The sequence below is a fragment of the Janthinobacterium sp. 78 genome (assembly GCF_003096775.1).
GTDB lineage: Bacteria > Pseudomonadota > Gammaproteobacteria > Burkholderiales > Burkholderiaceae_D > Janthinobacterium > Janthinobacterium tructae.
On the sequence record NZ_QENT01000001.1, the window covers coordinates 994586 to 1012553 of the forward strand.

Here is a 17968-nt window from a genome sequence, read left to right on the forward strand (position 1 = left end):
GTAATCCGACGACATTGTTGACGCTTAAATCACCCCTTGCGCCAGCATGGCATCGGCCACTTTGACGAAGCCGGCGATATTGGCGCCATCCACATAGCTGACGCTGCCATCGGCGCGCGTGCCGTATTGCTTGCACGCGGCATGGATGCCTTGCATGATCTGCAGCAAACGCGCATCGACTTCTTCGCGCGGCCAGGAAATGCGGGCCGCGTTCTGGCTCATTTCCAGGCCGGAAGTCGCCACGCCGCCCGCATTGCTGGCCTTGCCCGGCGCATACAGTACGCCGGCCGCCTCGAATGCCTTGGCTGCCTCGATGGTGGTGGGCATGTTGGCGCCTTCGGCCACGCACTGCACGCCATTGGCGATCAAGGTGCGCGCATCGTCGATGTTCAATTCATTCTGCGTGGCGCAGGGCAGGGCGATGTCGACCGGCACATGCCATGGCGACACGCCCGCTTCGAAGCGCACGCCCGTGCGTTCGGCGTAGTCGCTGACGCGGCCATACAGATGGTTCTTGATTTCCATCAGGATGGCCAGCTTTTCCGGCGTGAAACCGTCTTCATCGATGATGGTGCCGCTCGAATCGGAGACGGTGATGACTTTCGCGCCCATGGCCATGGCTTTTTCCACCGCGTACTGCGCCACGTTGCCCGAACCGGACACGGAGACGCGCATGCCTTCGAACGAGCGGCCCCGCGTTTTCAGCATTTCTTCGGCGAAATATACGGTGCCGTAGCCCGTCGCTTCCGGCCGCATCAGCGAGCCGCCGAAGCTGGCGCCCTTGCCCGTGAACACGCAGTCGGCACGGTTGCTGAGTTTTTTCATCATGCCGGCCATATAACCCACTTCACGCCCGCCCACGCCGATGTCGCCGGCCGGCACGTCCGTGTCCGAGCCCACGTGGCGGAACAGTTCACTGACGAAGGCCTGGCAGAAACGCATCACTTCGCCCGGGCTCTTGCCCTTCGGATCGAAATCGGCGCCGCCCTTGCCGCCGCCCATCGGTAACGTGGTCAGCGCATTCTTGAATGTTTGCTCGAAGGCGAGGAATTTCAGCACCGACAGGGTCACGGAAGGGTGGAAGCGGATGCCGCCCTTGTACGGCCCGATGGCCATGCTGTGCTGGATGCGGTAGCCGCGATTGACTTGTACTTGCCCATGGTCATCGACCCACGACACGCGGAACATCACCACGCGCTCCGGCTCGATCAAGCGTTCCAGCAAGCCTTGTTCCGCGTATTTCGGGTGCTGTTCCAGGAACGGCCACAAGCTCTCCATGACTTCGGTGACGGCTTGCAGAAACTCGGGTTGACCTGGATTGCGTGCGGCGACATGCTGGACATACTCGTGAGCAGATGCGTATTTCATCAGAATTCCATGGAGGTAATCGGTTATTTGGGCAACTATCATCGCAGATTTCGCACGAAAATGGTGCGGAAATTTGGTTTTGAGGGGTTTCTGCTACATTCTGGGGCGCATTTTCCGGCTGGCCGGCGCGGCAAAACAGGTAGTGGTCTGGTGAGTTTTTAAGAATTGCTTATTTATTGAAAGATTGACAGATCCCAATCACCCCTGTGGGTAGTCAGGCAAGAATGACTTGCTGTTCGCTAACTTTGAATGGGGGAATCCTTATGTTCAAGTGTCTTGCCACTAAAAGCGCGCCTATCGTCATCACCTTGCTTTGCGCGCACATGCTTTCCGGATGTATAACAAATACAGTGCCAGTGGTGGCATCGGCCTCAAGCTATGAATGCAGGCCGACGCCAGTCGATGGCTTGCCCACGGCAGGGGAGGGTGCGTATGGATGCCATTTTCAACTGCTCGATACGGAGACGAAAGAAATTCTCGTCAATACACCGTATTCACTCGACGTCTATACACCGTCGAAATCGGCAGCCTCAGAAACACCATTTCTCACCACACTGAAAGGTGTGACCGATGCGCATGGGCGATCCGGATTCATACGGGCATCATTTCCCATCACTCCCGAGCGCATGCGATTTGTGCGGGTGGTGGGAAGCGGGCCATATGGCCGCAGTCCTCGTTTGTTGCGCCCGACGGACGGCTCGGGCGTGGCCGGCATGCATTATCACGTGACAGGTTGCGGATACGATCAAACAGGCATTACCGATGAGCAAGGTCTTGCGCCCTTGTTTCTCAGTGTATCCGAGTGCAAACTGAAAGCGGCTTTTTACATGTGCCGTAATGGCAAGTGCCCGACCAAGTGAGGTCCCCGTCGCCCTCCTTGCGCAGCCCACCAACGACAACGCCAGCCCGAAGGCTGGCGTTGTCGTCATTGTGCTGCCAGGAGCGTCACCCCGCCATGCCGCGCAAGATCAATCCCGTGATGTAGGCGCCATAGGTGCCCAGCGCGTAGCCGAGCACGGCCAGCAGCACGCCGACGGGTGCCAGCGATGGGTGGAAGGCGCTGGCGATGACGGGGGCCGAAGCGGCGCCGCCGATGTTCGCTTGCGATCCCACGGCCATGAAGAACAGCGGTGCGCGGATCAGCTTGGCGACGAGCAGCATCAGCCCGCCGTGCACGGCGATCCAGATCAGGCCCAGCAGGAACAGGAAAGGCTTGTCGAACAGGGCTTTCAAGTCCATGTGCATGCCGATGGTGGCCACCAGCACGTACAGCATGGCCGAGCCGATGGTCGAGGCGCCTGCGCCTTCCAGGCTGCGCGCGCGGGTAAAGCTCAGCAGCAGGCCGAAGGTGGTGGCGAGCACGACGATCCAGAAGAAGTTCGATGTCAGGCTGTAATCCTGCAAGCGCCACTCGGCCGGCAGGGTGGCGATCCAGCTGATGATGGGGCCGGCCAGGAAGTGTGACAGGCCCGTCACGCCCAGGCCCACGCCGAGGATGATCATGATGTCGGTCAAGGTGGCGATGCGCGCGTGCTGGGCCCGATAACTTTCGATGCTGTCCTTGAGCGCATTGATGGCGGATAAATCCGCGCCCGTCCAGCGGTCGAAGGCGCCCGCGCGGCCGGCCAGGAACAGCAGCACGGCCGTCCAGACGTTGGCCACCAGCACATCGACGGCGACGAACTGGCCGAACAGCGTGGCATCGACTTCAAACACTTCCTTCATGGCCGCCTGGTTGGCGCCGCCGCCTATCCACGAACCGGCGACGGTCGTCATGCCGCGCCAGGTATCGCCCGCCACCGTTTCCGGGTGGATCAAACGCAAGGCTTCGAACGAGACGAGGGCGCCCAGCATCACGCCGAGCGTTCCTGTGAGAAACATGATGATGGCCTTGGGGCCGAGGCGGATGATGCCGCCAAAATCGATGGCCACGCACAGCAGCACCAGCGCGCTGGGCAGCAGATAGTCGCGCGCCACGGCGTACAGGCCGGAGGCGTTGCCGTCGATGATGCCGAAGGTGTTGAGCAGCGCCGGGATCAGGTAGCACATCAGCAGCGACGGGATATAGGTATAAAACTTTTTCCAGAAGCCATCCGTGCGGGAGGCGCTCCAGAAGACGGCCCCCAGGGTCATGGCGAGCAGGCCGAGGACGACGGCGTCGTTGGTGATGAGGGCGGGTGTGGCAGGTGGCATCGGGGATTCCGGTGAACGTGTCAGGGACGCACCGGGTTCCGATAAGGCCCCCGGGCGCGGGTGGCCGTATCGTATAGCAATGTTGAGGCCTAAACAAATTATTTAGGCCGTGCCAGTGGAAATTTTTCTTGTCAAATCAAACACTTGGAAACTGCTCGCCACACCGCTTGCCAGACTGGCGGTTACAAATAGCGTGCCAGCAAGGCCTTGTCCAGCGCCCCGTCGAGTTCTATGCGCACGAAGTGGCCGCTGCCGGGCGCGACCTGGATCTCCTTGCCGTCGTCGCTGAGCATGCGGGCAATGGTGAAATCGCGGTTGCCGCCCGGATGCAGGGCCTCGATGCGGTCGCCCACGGCGAAGCGGTTTTTCACTTCCACCCTGGCCCAGCCGTCCGTCACGCCCAGCACGTCGCCGACGTACTGGCTGCGGTCCGCCTCGGACGCGCCGCGCATGTAGTTCTGGTGCGTTTGCGTGTGATGGCGCTGGTAAAAACCGTCCGTGTAGCCGCGGTTGGCCAGGCCTTGCAGCTGACCCAGCAGGCTGATATCGAAAGGACGGCCCGCCACGGCGTCATCGATGGCCTGGCGGTAGACTTGCGCCGTGCGCGCCGCGTAGTACAGCGACTTGGTACGGCCCTCGACTTTGAGCGAATTGACGCCGATCTTGACCAGGCGCTCGATATGCTCGACGGCGCGCAAGTCCTTCGAATTCATGATGTAAGTACCGTGCTCGTCTTCGAGGATCGGCATCAGCTGGCCCGGGCGCTGGGCTTCTTCGATAAAGTAGGGCTGATCGGCCAGCGGGTGGCGTGGCTGCTGGTGCAGGGCGGAAAACGCATTGTTGTCGGCCTCGGCCAGCGCCTGGTGAAATTCCAGCGGCACCACCTGCATGCCGCCCAGGTCACCGCTGGCGTCTTCCGAGGCATTTTTCACCTTGTAATCCCAGCGGCAGGAATTGGTGCAGGTGCCCTGATTCGGGTCGCGGTGATTGAAGTAGCCGGAGAGCAAACAGCGGCCCGAATAGGCGATGCACAGGGCGCCGTGGACGAACACTTCCAGTTCCATCTCCGGGCAGCGCTGGCGGATTTCCTCGATTTCGTCGAGCGACAGTTCGCGCGACAGAATCACGCGCGTCAAACCCATGCGGTGCCAGAATTTCACGTCGGCCCAGTTGACGGCATTCGCCTGCACGGACAGGTGCACGGGGACGTCCGGCCACTTGTCGCGCACCATCATGATCAGGCCCGGGTCGGCCATGATCAGGGCATCCGGGCGCATGGCGATCACCGGTTCCATGTCGTGCAAATACGTTTTCAGCTTGGCATTGTGGGCGAAGATGTTGCTCGCGACAAAGAATTGCTTGCCGCGCGCATGCGCGCCATCAATTCCCTCCTGCAAGGCTTGCAAGGTTGAAAAATCGTTATTGCGCACGCGCAAACTGTAGCGCGGCTGGCCCGCATAGACGGCGTCGGCGCCATAGTCGAAGGCGGCATGCATCTTGGCCAGTGAGCCGGCAGGCAGGAGAAGTTCGGGAGCGTGGCGCATGGGCGAGGGGCAAAGCCGGCCATTCTATGCGGGCTGGCGCCAGATTGCCTTGCCTTGGGTCAAGGGATTAACATGTGCTGTCAGGCAACTTCAGGCCTAAGGCGCGGTACGCCTCGATGAGCGCGGTGCTCCAGGTCGCCAGCAGCGCATAAAAACCGCCAGCCCCGGGCGCCATCCTCTTCGGGCCTGGGTTCCAGTGCTGGCGCTGCAAGGACTTGCCGCTGGCAAATCCTTGCTTGGCGACTCAGGCCAGGTGCTTGCGTTTGCGCATGCGCAGGAAGCCGAGCATGCCCAGGCCCATGCCCAGCATCATGTACGTGCCGGGTTCCGGCACGGCGGAGGTGATGTTCACGGTGTCGATGCCGATGAAGTTCGAGTTATCGCCAATCGGACCGCCGTCGCCCACCAGGTAGCGGAAGGCCAGGGCGCCAGTGGTCGCGTTCGACAAGCCGCTCAGGGTGACGCTGTATTGCGTCCACGTTTCCGGATAGCCGAACAGGCCTAGGCTCGGGTTTACGCTCAGCAGTAGCGTCGAGAAGGTGCCCACGCTGCTGGCGCTGTTGCCGACATCGGTACCGCCGACATTGCTGAAGCGCACTTCCAGGTTATCCGGATAGAACGACATATCCTCCGTGCGGGTAAAAAAGGACAGCGTGTCGCCATTGCGGTAGGTCGAGGTGGGCAAGATCAGCCAGGTGCTGATGTCGGACACGTTAGCGCCACTATTGAAGTTGGCTGCCAGATAGGAGTTGGCTGCGCCTTGATGCGCGTTGAACACCGATGGGTTGCCCTGAAACCAGCTGGTCGAACCGACAGGCGAACTCAGGTTGTTCACGGTCCAGCCAGCGGGAAGGCCGTCATCGAAATTTTCAGTCAAGGCATCGGCTGAGGCAGTGCTGCTAAGGCTGAAGGCCAGGGTCAGGGCAAGCGTGGAAAGCAACGTGGATTTGAACGTGACAGACATCATGAACCTCCATCAAGAAATAGTGGGTAATCGTAGTAACGCGTGTGAGCGTTGCAATCAAGATAACACCAATATTAATAAAATTGCTAACAATAAATACAACTATCGCTATCTGTTTTTATGCGCACCCTCATCGCTCTGCGGGAGAAAGGCGCGGGCAAGGAAAAGCATGTTGTTAAAATGACAGAGCCAACCCGAGGGCTGGCTCTGTTGACGGTCAGGCACGGCCTGGCGGTCTTGGGCGGTATCGCCCGAGAGCCTGGCCCGGTGAGGAGCGTGCAGCCTATGCCGCGAGACTGCCGCCCGCAGGACTGTTGCCGCCGGCGCTGTATGCAAAGGCGCGGCCCGGGAGCGCCGCGGCCGGTGGAAAATCGTCGACCTGGATCAAGCCATCGACCAGGCGCGCGAATTCCAGCAAAGTATTGTGCTCCTGGCCGCTGACGGTGCCTGCCGTCATCGCCGCCGCCAGCCATGGCTGCATGGCGGACAGGCTTTGCGGCAGGTGCCGCAAGGCCGCGCCTTCGGGCGTGTCTTTCAGGCGCTTTTCGATGGACTGCACTTCCGGCAGCAAGACCAGCGCCCGCTCGGCGCAAGCCACCGGATCGCCGCTATCGCTGGCCACATGGCCGTCGGCCAGCAGGCGTTCGCGGTCGGCGCCCGGCGTTTGCAGGGCCAGCGCCACTGCACTGCCCAGTTCATCGGACGGCGGATGGTGGGGCAGGCCAAACGGGAACAGCAAGGTGCGCAGCAACACGGCCAGCACGCGCGCGGGGAAATTGTCGAGCACGCCCGTCAAGCCTTGCTGCGCCTTCACCAGCGCATCTTGCAGCGACCAGTGCACATAGGGCAGGTCGGCCTCGGGCCGGCCATCGTCCTCGTAACGCTTCAGCACGGACGACGCCAGGTACAGCTGCGCCAGCACGTCGCCCAGGCGCGCGGACAGCCGTTCGCGGCGCTTGAGTTCACCACCAAGCACGAACATCGACATATCCGTCATGACGGCAAACGCCGTCGACAGCCGCGTCAACGCGCGGTAGTAGGGGGCCAGTGCGGGCGCGCCGGCGTCGGGCACGGCCGCCAGGCGCGCGCCGCCCAGTCCGTACCACAGCCCTCTGGCCAGGTTGCCCAGCACAAAGCCCACGTGGCCAAAGAAGGCAGCGTCAAAATCGCGCACGGCCTTGCGGCCGTCGCTTTCGCTGACGGCGGCCATTTCCCTGAGTACATACGGATGCGCGCGGATGGCGCCTTGGCCGAAGATGATCAGACTGCGCGTGAGGATGTTGGCGCCTTCGACGGTGATCGCGATGGGGATTTGCTGGTAGGCGCTGGCGAGGAAATTGTTCGGCCCCACGCAGATGCCCTTGCCGCCGAGAATGTCCATGCCATCATTGACGAGCGCGCGTCCCCGTTCCGTGACGTGGTATTTGACGATGGCGGAAATGACGGCCGGCTTTTCGCCCAGGTCGACGGCGTGCGCGGCCAGGGTACGCGCCGCATCCATCAGATACAGGTTGGCGCCCATGCGCGCCAGCGCTTCCTGCACTCCCTCGAACTTGCCGATCGGCATGTTGAACTGGCGCCGCACGGCAGCGTACGCGCCGGTGCCGCGCACTGCCATCTTGCCCATGCCTACGCTGGACGAGGGCAGAGAGATTGCCCGCCCCGCCGCCAGGCATTCCATCAGCATGCGCCAGCCTTTGCCCACTTGCGCCTGGCCGCCGATGACCCAGTCGATGGGGATGAAGACATCGTTGCCGGACGTAGGGCCGTTCTGGAATGCGGCATTGAGCGGATGGTGGCGGCGGCCGATTACCACGCCGTCGTGGCTGGCGGGGATCAGGGCGCAGGTGATGCCCGGTGCATCGTTGTCGGAGAGCAGATGGTCGGGGTCGCTGGTCTGGAATGCCAGGCCCAGCAAGGTCGCCACGGGCGCCAGGGTGATGTAGCGCTTGTTCCAGGTGAGGCGGAAACCCACGGTGGCGCGGCCCTCATGCAGGCCCATGCACACCACGCCCAGGTCGGGAATGGCGGCCGCGTCGGAACCCGCATACGGACTGGTGAGGGCAAAGCAGGGAATCTCGGTGCCGGCGGCCAATCGCGGCAGATAGTAATCTTTCTGGGCTTCGGTGCCGTAGTGCAGCAGCAGTTCTGCCGGCCCCAGCGAATTGGGCACCATCACGCTCACCGCCAGCGCCGAGCAGCGGCTCGACAGTTTCATGACCACCTGCGAATGCATGTAGGCGGAGAACTGTTTACCGCCATATTGTTTCGGGATGATCATGCCGAGGAAACCCTGGCTTTTCATGTAGGCCCACGCCTGCGGTGGCAAGTCGAGTTGCTGCTGCGTTTCCCAGTCATTGACCAGTTCGCACAGTCGCTCGACATCGTGCTCGAGGAAATGGCGTTCCTCGGCAGTGAGCGTGGCGCGGCCATAGGCATGCAGTTTTGTCCAGTCGGGCCGGCCGGAAAACAGGTCGGCATCCCACCACGTGGTGCCCGCCTCGAGGGCGTCGCGTTCCGTGTCGGACATCGTTGGCAGGATGCGCTTGAACAGGGCCAGCAGGCGCGGAGCAAGCAGGGCGCGGCGCACGGGGCCGGGCGCGAACAGTGCAACTAGGCCCAGCAGGGCCAGCATCAGTATGATCGTCAGCATGCGATATCTCCCATTGAATAGGGACAGGATAGGCTGATGTGGCCGATGTTACCGTGCGGTACAGCGCATACGCACAACGCCAACCGCAGGGGTTGGCGTTGTGGTGTGTTGCGTGGGGCGTATTAGCGTTGTGGAACGACGATCACCGTGTCGCCCGTCTCGCCCGTTTTGCCCTTGGCGCCCGTGTCGCCTTTGGCGCCTGCATCGCCGGCGGTGCCAGCGTCGCCCTTGGCGCCATCGTTGCCTTGCATGCCGCTGTCGCCGGTCTGGCCCGTGGCGCCGGTGGCACCCGTCGCGCCGGCAGGGGCTTCGGCGCCCGTGGCACCGGTAGCGCCGGCAGGACCAGGCGCGCCGGCAGGGCCGGGAACGACTTGCACGACGGTCGGCGCGGGTGGCGCTTCGCGCTGGCAAGCGGTCAAGGCGAGGGTAGAGGCGAGCGCGAGCAATATCAGGGTAGGTTTCATGATGCATCCTTTGGCAGTGTGCCGTTATGTACGGAACGGCTCGACGGCGTCGGGCGCGAGTTTCGCATGGCGGTATGGCGGGGAGAGCTGACCAGGCGACCCGTCTGCCGCGTCGCGCAGGGCGCTGGCGGCGGAGGGGTGTGTGGTCTGCCTGCAGCATGGGCTCTTGGGCGGCGGCTGTCCGTACGTTTGCGTACACAGCGGTGGGGTGAGGGAAGTTTTGTGCAAAGGAAAACAAAAAAGCCACCCGAAGGTGGCTTTTTGCTATGTACTGCTTAATTCTTGGTGGCCCGGGGCGGAATCGAACCACCGACACAAGGATTTTCAATCCTCTGCTCTACCGACTGAGCTACCAGGCCAAGGCGGCGAATTATAGCAGAAAGACTTTCCACCTGACCAGAGCTAGCTGTGTTCAAATGCAACAGATGGCCAAAACATGGTGTTTTGGCATCTTTGTATGACCTGAAGGGATGTGGCGATGCAGCGATGTATTGGAGTGCAAGGCCTGGCGGCTGCGGGCTTGTTCAGTTTGTTTTGCGGTACGGCGCGGGCCGATGGCTTGGCCGATCTGAACGCAGCGCTGGCGCGTTTGCAGGGGCAGATGCCGATCAAGGCGCAGGTCGAATCGAAAACCTGGCGCCGCGAGGGGGAGGGCAAGACGGCGGAAGACGATAGCGGCCAGGCCACGGTGGCTGTCGAGGGCGGGCCGGCGGGCTTGCAGGTGCTCTACAGTAAGGAGGTGCTGGCGAAAGTGGAAGCCGAGCAGCGCGCCAGGGTGAAAGATCCGAAGGGCAAGACGCCGATCGGCTTTGCGCTGGGAGAAATGAAGGCGACGGAGCTGCGTTCCATGGTGTCGGCGGCGGACGCCCTGTCGCGCGAAATCGAGGAAGCCGTGTTCAGCGGCGAGAAGATGGATAACTACAAGGGCAAGCCGGCGCGCCTGCTCAGCTTTACCTTGTCGCTCGACAGGGTGCCGGAAAAGGACCGCAAGTATGTGAAGAAGTTCGAAGGCGGCCTCGAGGTGTGGATCGCCGCCGACGGCACGCCGCTGGCCAGCCATTTCCACTTTGACGTCAGCGGGCGCGCTTTCGTCGTCATCAGCTTTACGCAAAAGATGGACGAGACGCGCCAGTATGGCGTCAGCGGCGACCATTTATTGCTGCTGCGCAAGGAAAGCAAGAATGCCACCTCGGGCGCGGGCGAGAAGGTGGAAACCAAAATTATCAAGACCTTGCAGCTGCAGTCCTGACCTGTTACAGAATCACGCAAGCCGCTGATCCGGCGGCTTTTTTACATCGCAGAGCTGCCGCCCAGGCCGCTCTTTTGCAGCACGCAGCGTCCCGCTTCGCAGGTGGCGCCCGGGTCCGTGACGATGGCGCAGGTCGACATCATGCCGTCCGCCTGCTGCTGCTTGCGGCTCGCCTCGGCTTGCGCCTGGGCCAGTGCCTTGAGTTTCTTGCCGTCATAGTCCTTGCTGGACCAGGCCAGGTAGCGCTCGGGCCCGCCGCAGGCCTTGGCGCCGATGGCGAGGGTGTGGCATTGCTGCGTGGAATTGCAGGCGGCGGCGCCCACTTCCGCCTGGATTTGCGCCAGCAAGCTGGCATTGCCGGGGGCGGGCGGCGCATCATTTTGCGTAGGGGCGCTGCCGCAGGCACTGGTGACCAGCAGCAGGATGGCGGCGCACGCGGCGCGTAGGACGGAGTAGGTAGGCGTTTTCATGCCTTCATCATGTGCCACGCTTGCCCAAATGGCAAGCGCGATTCGCGCGCTGGACTATCCTTGATCCCCGTCATTTTCATTGCCAAGCAGTCAAAGTTAATATAAATCAACATCCAACTAGCGATGTACGGGTGGCAACCGGGCCGGTGCGCTGCATTCCCGCGCCGGCGCGTGCCGCCGATTCGGGAATGTTTCCAGGAGTTAGACTATGCGCCGCACCCTCTCACCCTTCCTCTTCATCACCAGCCTGGCCTTCGGCGGTGTGCTGCACGCCGCCGACAAGGAACCGATCCAGCCGATCACCGCCGCCAAGGTGGCCAATCCGGCGATGGTCGAACTGGGTAAAAAGCTGTTTTTCGACCCGCGCCTGTCGCGCTCGGGCTTTATTTCCTGCAATAGCTGCCATAACCTGAGCATGGGCGGCACGGACAACATCAAGACCTCGATAGGCCACAACTGGCAGCGCGGGCCCATCAATTCGCCCACGGTGCTCAATTCCAGCATGAACGTGGCGCAATTCTGGGATGGCCGCGCCAAGGATTTGCAGGAACAGGCGGGCGGGCCCATCGCCAATCCGGGCGAGATGGCTTTTACGCACGAGCTGGCCATCGACGTGCTGGCCTCGATTCCCGCCTACCGCTCGGAATTTCGGCAAGTGTTTGGCCAGGATAAATTGACCATCGAGCAAGTCACGCGCGCCATCGCCGCCTTCGAGGAAGTGCTGGTAACCCCCGGTTCCCGCTTCGACCAATGGCTGATGGGCAAGAAAAGCGCGCTGACGAAAGACGAGCTGGCAGGCTATCAGCTGTTCAAATCGAGCGGCTGTATCGCCTGCCATAACGGTCCCGCCGTGGGCGGCAATACTTTCCAGAAGATGGGGGTGGTGGAACCGTATAAAACGGCGATGACGGCGCAAGGGCGTTCGGCCGTGACGGGCAAGGATGCTGACCGTTTCAACTTCAAGGTACCGACCCTGCGCAACGTGGAATTGACGTATCCCTACTTCCACGATGGCGAAGCGGCGACCCTGACGCAAGCCGTCGACGTGATGGGCCGCTTGCAACTGGGCCGCACGTTTACGCCCGATGAAAACGCCAAGCTGGTGGCTTTCCTGAAAACCCTGACGGGCAAGCAGCCGCAGCTCGTGCTGCCGATCCTGCCGCCATCGTCGGATACGACGCCGCGGCCGGTGCCGTTTGACTGAGTGATTGTGGTGTCGGATTACGCCCTTGCGGGCTAATCCGACCTACTCGCTGCACATAAAAAATGTCCGCATACAAGCGGGCATCGAGGTTTACTTCAATGTTCTCTGGAACAGCTGATAGATGCGGCGGTACTCGTCATACCACGCTTCCGGCTGCACGAAGCCGTGGCGCTCCATCGGGTAGCTGGCCATTTCCCAGTTATCCTTTTTGAGCTCGATCAGGCGCTGCGACAGGCGCACGGAATCCTGGTAAAACACGTTGTCGTCGATCATGCCGTGGGCGATCAGGAGGTTGCCCGTCAGTTTGTCGGCGTATTCGATCGGCGACGAGATTTTATACGCTTGCGGGTCGACGTCCGGCGTGTTCAGGATATTCGCCGTGTACTCGTGGTTGTAGGTGGTCCAGTCCGTCACGGGACGCAGGGCGGCGCCGGACTTGAACACGTCCGGCGCGCGCATCAGGGCCATCAGGCTCATGAAGCCGCCATAGCTGCCGCCATAGATGCCCACATTTTTGATGTCGCCCTGGTGCTGCTGCGCCAGCCAGTTGGCACCGTCGATAAAATCTTCCAGTTCCGGGTGGCCCATCTGGCGGTAGATGGCCGTGCGCCAGGCGCTGCCGTAGCCCATCGAGGCGCGATAGTCGACGTCGAGCACGATATAGCCTTGCTCCACCAGCAGGTTGTGGAACATCTGTTCGCGGAAATACACGGGGTAGCGCTCGGTCACGTTCTGCAGGTAGCCGGCGCCGTGCGCGAACATGACGATCGGATATTGTTTTCCTGCTTCTAACTGCGCCGGGCGATACAACTTGGCCCAGATCGGGGCTGCGCCATGCGTGGACGGTACTTGCACCAGCTCCGGCATGACCCAGCTGCGCGCCTTGAAGGCCTCGCTGCGCGTATCCGTCAAAATATTCGCCTTGCCGCCTGCAACGGAAACCGTCGCCAGCTGGGCCGGCATATAGCTGGTCGAATAGCGTAGCAGCAACTTGCCGCCATCGGGCGACAGGCCGAAATTTTCCACGCCTTTCAGCTTCGTCACTTCGCGTGCGCCGCCATCGCTGGCCGTGCTGGCGCACACTTCATACGTGCCGGGCGCTTGCCGGTTGCACATAAAATAGGCGCTCTTGCCGTCGCGGCTCCATTCGACGGCGCTCACTTCCCACTGGCCGCTGGTCAAGGCGCGCGCCGGAGCGGCGCCCGTCTTCGTGTACAGGTGGGCGTAGCCGCTTTCCTCGGACAGGTACCACAGCGTGGCATTGTCGGGCAGCCAGCCAAATTCCTCGGCGCGGTGGTTGACCCAGGCCGCGTCGCTGATGCGGTGCACGGGCACGAGGGCGCCATTGGCCAGGTCGACGTTGGCGAGCCAGCCATCCTTGTTGTCGATGGCGCGCACGCGCACGGCGACCTTGCTGCCGTCATCGGTCCAGGCGATGCCGTCGCGCTGGGCGTCGATGCGCACGGGGCGGTTGCCTTTCAACGGCGGCAGTTTCTGTTCGGCGCGCAGAAGCGCCAGCGGGTCCACGGCGATGCCGGGCAGGCTGTCGAAAGCGATGTCGCGCACCTGGCCCGTGCGCAAGTCGGCCAGTTTCAGGCTTTGCGCGATGGGCATGTTGCGGCCCACGCGCGTGCGCTCGTCGTCCGCTTCCGGGTAGCCCGTTTCCGTCACGTAGCGGGCCAGTTTACCCAGTTTGCCCTTCTCGGCGGCCTTGTCTTGCGTGACGAACAGCAGCCAGCGGCCATCCGGCGACAGGGCGCTGCCGGGAATGGTGACTTTGTCGCCCAGGTAGATCGGTTCCGGCGCGCGCGTGGCGTCCAGGCGGCGCTCTTCGTGGCGGCGCTCGCGGCTGGCGTCGCGGTCTTGCTTCTGGCGCGCCAGGTTGACGATCAGGCGCAGTTGCAGCTCGCGCAGCGCGTCCGCTTCCGGCTTGGCGTCCGGGTCCTTGGCCGCGCGCAGCAGGGCGACGGGGGCGCTCAGGCGGTCAACGCGGCTCCAGCTGAACCAGTCGCTGCCGCTGCGGTATTGCACGGCGCCGCCGTCGGCGGAGTACTGTGGATCGCTGATGGCCGGGACGCCGCGCGTGATTTGCGTCAAGGCGCCGTTTTTCAGGTCGCGCTCGAACAAGTCGCCGTTGCGCAGCAGGATGGCGCGCGTGCCGGCCCGGTTGACGAGCATCTGCTGGCCATCAAGATGGGCCAGTTGCGCGTCGTCGACCTTCTTGCCGCTATTCAGTCTGGCGTTCGCGCCTGGCACTTGATACGTGTCGCGCAAGGGCGAGCCGAGGCGCTTTTGCTTGTAATACAGCTGGCCATTCCAGCCCCACCACGCCGCTTCGACGGGTGTGCCGATCCAGTCGGGATCGGCCATGGCCTGATCCAGGGTGATGGGCGTGGGTGCTGCGGTGGTGGATGGGGCGGCATGGGCGGCGGGCAGCAGAGAGAGCAGCAGCGGCAGCAGGAGCGGCAGCAGGGGAAGAACCAGACGCATCGGGGATCGCTTTAAAAAAAGGGGATGGTGAAGGTACAGGCTATGCGGCCGGTATTCTAGCGGAGGAGTTTCGTACAGGAAATGTCGGAAAGCTAAGCTTGCTGCCGGACCTGCCAGGCGAGAAAGTCGGCTAGCGGCATCGGCCGCGCATACAGGTAACCCTGCAAGCCGTCGCAATCGTGGGCGACCAGGAAGTCGGCCTGCTCCTGCGTTTCCACGCCTTCGGCCACCACGCGCAAGCCCAGGTGGCGCGCCATGGCCAGGATCGCCTGCACGATGGCCGTGTCGTGTGGCGTGTCGTCGATGAAGCGTTTGTCGATTTTGAGTTCGTACAGCGGCATCGAGGTCAGGTAGGCGAGGCTCGAATAGCCGGTGCCGAAATCGTCGATGGAAAAGCGGATGCCCAGGGCTGCCAGTTCGCGCATGCGCGCCAGCGAGGCGTCGCGCTGGTCGATCAGCAAGCCTTCCGTCAATTCCAGGATCAGGGCGCCGGCCGGCGTGCCGTGTTCGGCCAGCGCCGCCTGCACGCGGGAGGCGAAATCGGGCTGGCGAAACTGGGCCGGGCTGACGTTCACGGACAGGGGAACGGGCCGGCCAGCCTGTGCCAGCAGGCTGGCGGCGCGGCACGCTTCGCGCAGGGCCCAATGCCCCAGCTTGACGATCAGCCCTGATTCCTCGGCGATGGGGATGAAGATGCCCGGTGCGATAAAGCTGCCGTCCGGCTGCGGCCAGCGCATCAGCATTTCGGCGCCCGTCACCCGGCCATGGCGGTCGACCTGCGGCTGCACGTGCATGCATAATTGACTGGCATCGAGCGCGCGCGCCAGCGCCCGTTCCAGGGTCAGGCGACGCTCCACGTCCGCCTGCATGGCCGCTTCAAAGAAGGCGATGCCGTTGCGCCCTTCCGCCTTGGCGCGGTACATGGCGATATCGGCTTCGCGCAGCAAGTCATGCGCCTGCTGCTGCGCTTTCGGCAGCAGGGTCACGCCGATGCTGGCGCTGCAATGATACGACTGCCCGCCGATCTCGAAGTCGCGCGCGATGGCGGTGCGGATTTTCTCGGCCACCTGGGCCGCCGCATGGGCCGCGCCGTGCAAGTCAGCGGCCAGGTGCGCCAGCAGCACGACGAATTCGTCGCCGCCGATGCGCGCCACCGTGTCGGCCTTGCGCATCAGCTGTGCCAGCCGTTCGCCCGCCAGGCGCAGCAGCGCGTCGCCGGTGGCGTGGCCGCGCGCGTCGTTGATGTGCTTGAAGTGGTCGAGGTCGATGAACATCAGCGCACTGATTTTATGGTCGCGCGGCGCGGCGGCCAGCAAGTGGGCGATGCGGTCCATCAGCAGGCGCCGGTTGGGCAAGCCCGTCAGCACGTCGTAGAAGGCCAGGCGGTGGATGTCCGCTTCCGATCGCTTGCGCTCGTCGATTTCGCGTTCGACCGCCACCCAGTGCGTTTGCCTGCCGTCCGCATCCGTAAACGGCACCAGTTCCGCTTCGACCCAGTACGCCTTGCCGTCCTTGTTGTAGTTCAGCAATTCCGCCCTTGCCGGCTGGGCGCAGGCCATGGCGGCGGCGACGCGCGCCAGTTCGCCCGCCTCGGTGGCGGGACCCTGCTGGAACAGCAGGCTGCGGCCCAGCACCTCGGCGCGCGCATAGCCGCTGCTGCGCTCGAAGGCGTCGTTGACGAAGATGATGCGCGTGGCCGGTACCATCCCGGCGCCGGAGCCGGGCGCGGCATCAGCCACTTCGGCCACTTCGGCGATCATCACCATGTCGTTCAGGCGGGCCAGCGCCGTGGCCGTCAAGCGCAGCTCGGCGTTGCGTTGCGACAGGGCCTGGCTGCTGTCTTCCAGGTGGCGCAGCAGGAAGGCGCAGGACAGGGTCAGCACGGCGGCGATGAACAGGAAGTTCAGGGCCACGATCAGCGCGCGCAGCACGGGAGAGTCGGGCGTGCCCGGCAGGTGCAGGGCGACATCCGGATGCAGGCCGAGCAAAAAGATGGTCAGCGAGGTCAGAGCCAGGGTGGACAGGGCGGGCCGCATGCCCAGCAGCAATGCCGCCAGCACGGGCATGAGCATGATGTAGATCTGGCTGACGGGGCCGATTTTCAGTAGCAATCCCACGCCCACCAGGTAGGCGACGATGAGGAATTGCCACACGCGCCAGCGGTAGGGCATGGCGCGCAGATGCCAGATGACGCCGATCCAGCCGAGGGCCAGCAAGTCGAGTGCGACAATGGACCAGATGGCTTCGCTCGCGGCCAGCAGCGCGCTGGGAATGGCCGTCACGAAGCCAAGCAGCAGCACCACCTGCAGCAGGTGCTTGAAGACCTGGCCGCGCCAGTGCGCGAGATCGTTCGACGCCACCACGCTGCCGTCCTTTCTCCAGAATGCCGTGTAACCGTACTGAGCAGTAGGTTGACTAAATACTACGCGTTATCTTTCTCCATGTCATCTTGATCATTCATCATGATTTCCGGCGTTCAACGTTCAGCCTTGTCGACGGATGCATTGATCCATTCGTAAGGCATGATCACTTTGCTGACGACGGGCTTGCCATCCAGCGTTTCCGGCTGGAAGAGGCACTTGGCCAGCGCATCGCGGGCTGCCTGGTCGAGGGCGGGATAGCCACTGGAGCGGATGACTGCCGCTGCGCTGACCTTACCGTCCGCCTCCACCGTGAAGTGCAAGGTCACTCTGCCTTGGGCGCCGCGCCGTTGCTCCCCCGGGGGCCAGGCTGGCGGGGTACAAGCAGCCGGCATACTGGCCGGCACGCGCACGGCAGGTGCCGCAACGGGCGCCGGCGTGCTTGTGTGACAGCCTGCCAGGAGGATGGCGAGGCAGGCGGTGGCCAGCAGGCTGCCGGCAGAGAAAGGGGACAGGCGATAGGGCAAGAGGGAACTCCAGGTGGCGGGAACAAAAAAAAGCCAGCCTTTCGGCTGGCGCTATGGGGTGAAGCGCGCACTGGCGCTTCGAACCGGCGCTTATTTCTTGGGTGCGCTCAGGCATTCTTTCATGAATGCCTTGCGCGCGTCGCCCTTCATGTCCTTGGCATCGGCATTGCACGTTTTCATCTTGGTTTGCTGCGTCATGGCAGGTGCCGGCTTGGCGCTCAGGCATTCCTTCATGAAGGCTTTGCGCTCATCGCCCTTCTTGCCAGCGGCATCGGCATTGCAGGTGGTCATTTTCGACTGCTGCGCCGTCTTGGCGGCGGGGGCCGCTTCCGGTGCGGCGGCAAAGGCGGTGCTGGCAAACGCGGCAGCGATGCAGAGGGCGATTAATTGTTTCATGGCAAATCCTTGTAGACGCAGGCGATGGAAGGGGACGTGCAATCGGCAGTTCACTGCCGATATGCAGAACGTAACTAACTATATGA

14 protein-coding genes and 1 tRNA gene are annotated in these 17968 nt (G+C 62.9%); 3 read left to right on the forward strand and 12 right to left on the reverse strand.

Annotated elements, in window-relative coordinates:
• Positions 1-24: 24 nt before the first annotated feature.
• The gene (gene gdhA, locus C8C92_RS04355; protein WP_116743107.1) at positions 25-1368 is read right to left on the reverse strand and encodes an NADP-specific glutamate dehydrogenase; all 1344 of its coding nucleotides are present in this window, start codon (positions 1366-1368) and stop codon (positions 25-27) included.
• A gap of 263 nt (positions 1369-1631) precedes the next feature.
• On the opposite strand from gdhA, the gene C8C92_RS27130 reads away from it, so the two are divergent.
• On the forward strand, positions 1632-2228 hold the full coding sequence (locus C8C92_RS27130) for a hypothetical protein (RefSeq protein WP_133250694.1): 597 nt from the start codon (positions 1632-1634) through the stop codon (positions 2226-2228).
• Between the two features lie 85 nt (positions 2229-2313).
• Here the strand turns inward: C8C92_RS27130 and C8C92_RS04360 are convergent, their stop codons facing one another.
• The 6 genes from C8C92_RS04360 to C8C92_RS04385 all read right to left on the reverse strand — a co-directional run bounded on the left by C8C92_RS04360 (position 2314) and on the right by C8C92_RS04385 (position 9545).
• Positions 2314-3561, reverse strand: a complete 1248-nt coding sequence (locus C8C92_RS04360; protein WP_116743108.1) for a DUF819 family protein — start codon at positions 3559-3561, stop codon at positions 2314-2316.
• Between the two features lie 182 nt (positions 3562-3743).
• Positions 3744-5105, reverse strand: coding sequence for a tRNA 5-hydroxyuridine modification protein YegQ (yegQ, locus tag C8C92_RS04365; RefSeq protein WP_099760790.1), 1362 nt, complete (start codon positions 5103-5105; stop codon positions 3744-3746).
• Positions 5106-5349: 244 nt separating this feature from the next.
• A complete protein-coding gene (locus tag C8C92_RS04370) occupies positions 5350-6072 on the reverse strand; it encodes a choice-of-anchor J domain-containing protein (protein ID WP_243420111.1) in 723 nt (240 codons plus the stop codon).
• A gap of 280 nt (positions 6073-6352) precedes the next feature.
• Positions 6353-8722 (reverse strand): acyl-CoA dehydrogenase, encoded by a 2370-nt coding sequence (locus C8C92_RS04375; RefSeq protein ID WP_116743109.1) that lies wholly within the window; start codon positions 8720-8722, stop codon positions 6353-6355.
• A gap of 122 nt (positions 8723-8844) precedes the next feature.
• On the reverse strand, positions 8845-9186 hold the full coding sequence (locus C8C92_RS04380; RefSeq protein ID WP_116743110.1) for a collagen-like protein: 342 nt from the start codon (positions 9184-9186) through the stop codon (positions 8845-8847).
• A 283-nt stretch (positions 9187-9469) separates the two neighbouring features.
• A tRNA-Phe gene (locus C8C92_RS04385) sits at positions 9470-9545 on the reverse strand.
• A 119-nt stretch (positions 9546-9664) separates the two neighbouring features.
• On the opposite strand from C8C92_RS04385, the gene C8C92_RS04390 reads away from it, so the two are divergent.
• Positions 9665-10435: a hypothetical protein gene (locus C8C92_RS04390; RefSeq protein WP_243420112.1), complete on the forward strand. Its 771-nt coding sequence runs from the start codon at positions 9665-9667 to the stop codon at positions 10433-10435.
• 41 nt (positions 10436-10476) lie between these two features.
• Here C8C92_RS04390 and C8C92_RS04395 read toward each other — a convergent pair whose 3' ends face one another.
• Positions 10477-10905, reverse strand: a complete 429-nt coding sequence (locus C8C92_RS04395) for a hypothetical protein (RefSeq protein ID WP_116743112.1) — start codon at positions 10903-10905, stop codon at positions 10477-10479.
• 208 nt (positions 10906-11113) lie between these two features.
• Between C8C92_RS04395 and C8C92_RS04400 the strand changes: the two genes are divergently transcribed.
• Complete coding sequence (locus C8C92_RS04400; RefSeq protein ID WP_116743113.1) at positions 11114-12109, forward strand: cytochrome-c peroxidase; 996 nt, start codon at positions 11114-11116, stop codon at positions 12107-12109.
• Positions 12110-12199: 90 nt separating this feature from the next.
• Here C8C92_RS04400 and C8C92_RS04405 read toward each other — a convergent pair whose 3' ends face one another.
• From C8C92_RS04405 to C8C92_RS04420, 4 genes are all read right to left on the reverse strand, one after another.
• The gene (locus tag C8C92_RS04405) at positions 12200-14599 is read right to left on the reverse strand and encodes a S9 family peptidase (RefSeq protein ID WP_116743114.1); all 2400 of its coding nucleotides are present in this window, start codon (positions 14597-14599) and stop codon (positions 12200-12202) included.
• A 92-nt stretch (positions 14600-14691) separates the two neighbouring features.
• The gene (locus C8C92_RS04410) at positions 14692-16959 is read right to left on the reverse strand and encodes an EAL domain-containing protein (protein WP_243420113.1); all 2268 of its coding nucleotides are present in this window, start codon (positions 16957-16959) and stop codon (positions 14692-14694) included.
• A gap of 116 nt (positions 16960-17075) precedes the next feature.
• Positions 17076-17486 (reverse strand): energy transducer TonB, encoded by a 411-nt coding sequence (locus tag C8C92_RS04415; RefSeq protein WP_116743116.1) that lies wholly within the window; start codon positions 17484-17486, stop codon positions 17076-17078.
• 90 nt (positions 17487-17576) lie between these two features.
• The gene (locus tag C8C92_RS04420) at positions 17577-17882 is read right to left on the reverse strand and encodes a PsiF family protein (protein WP_099760781.1); all 306 of its coding nucleotides are present in this window, start codon (positions 17880-17882) and stop codon (positions 17577-17579) included.
• Positions 17883-17968: the final 86 nt, after the last annotated feature.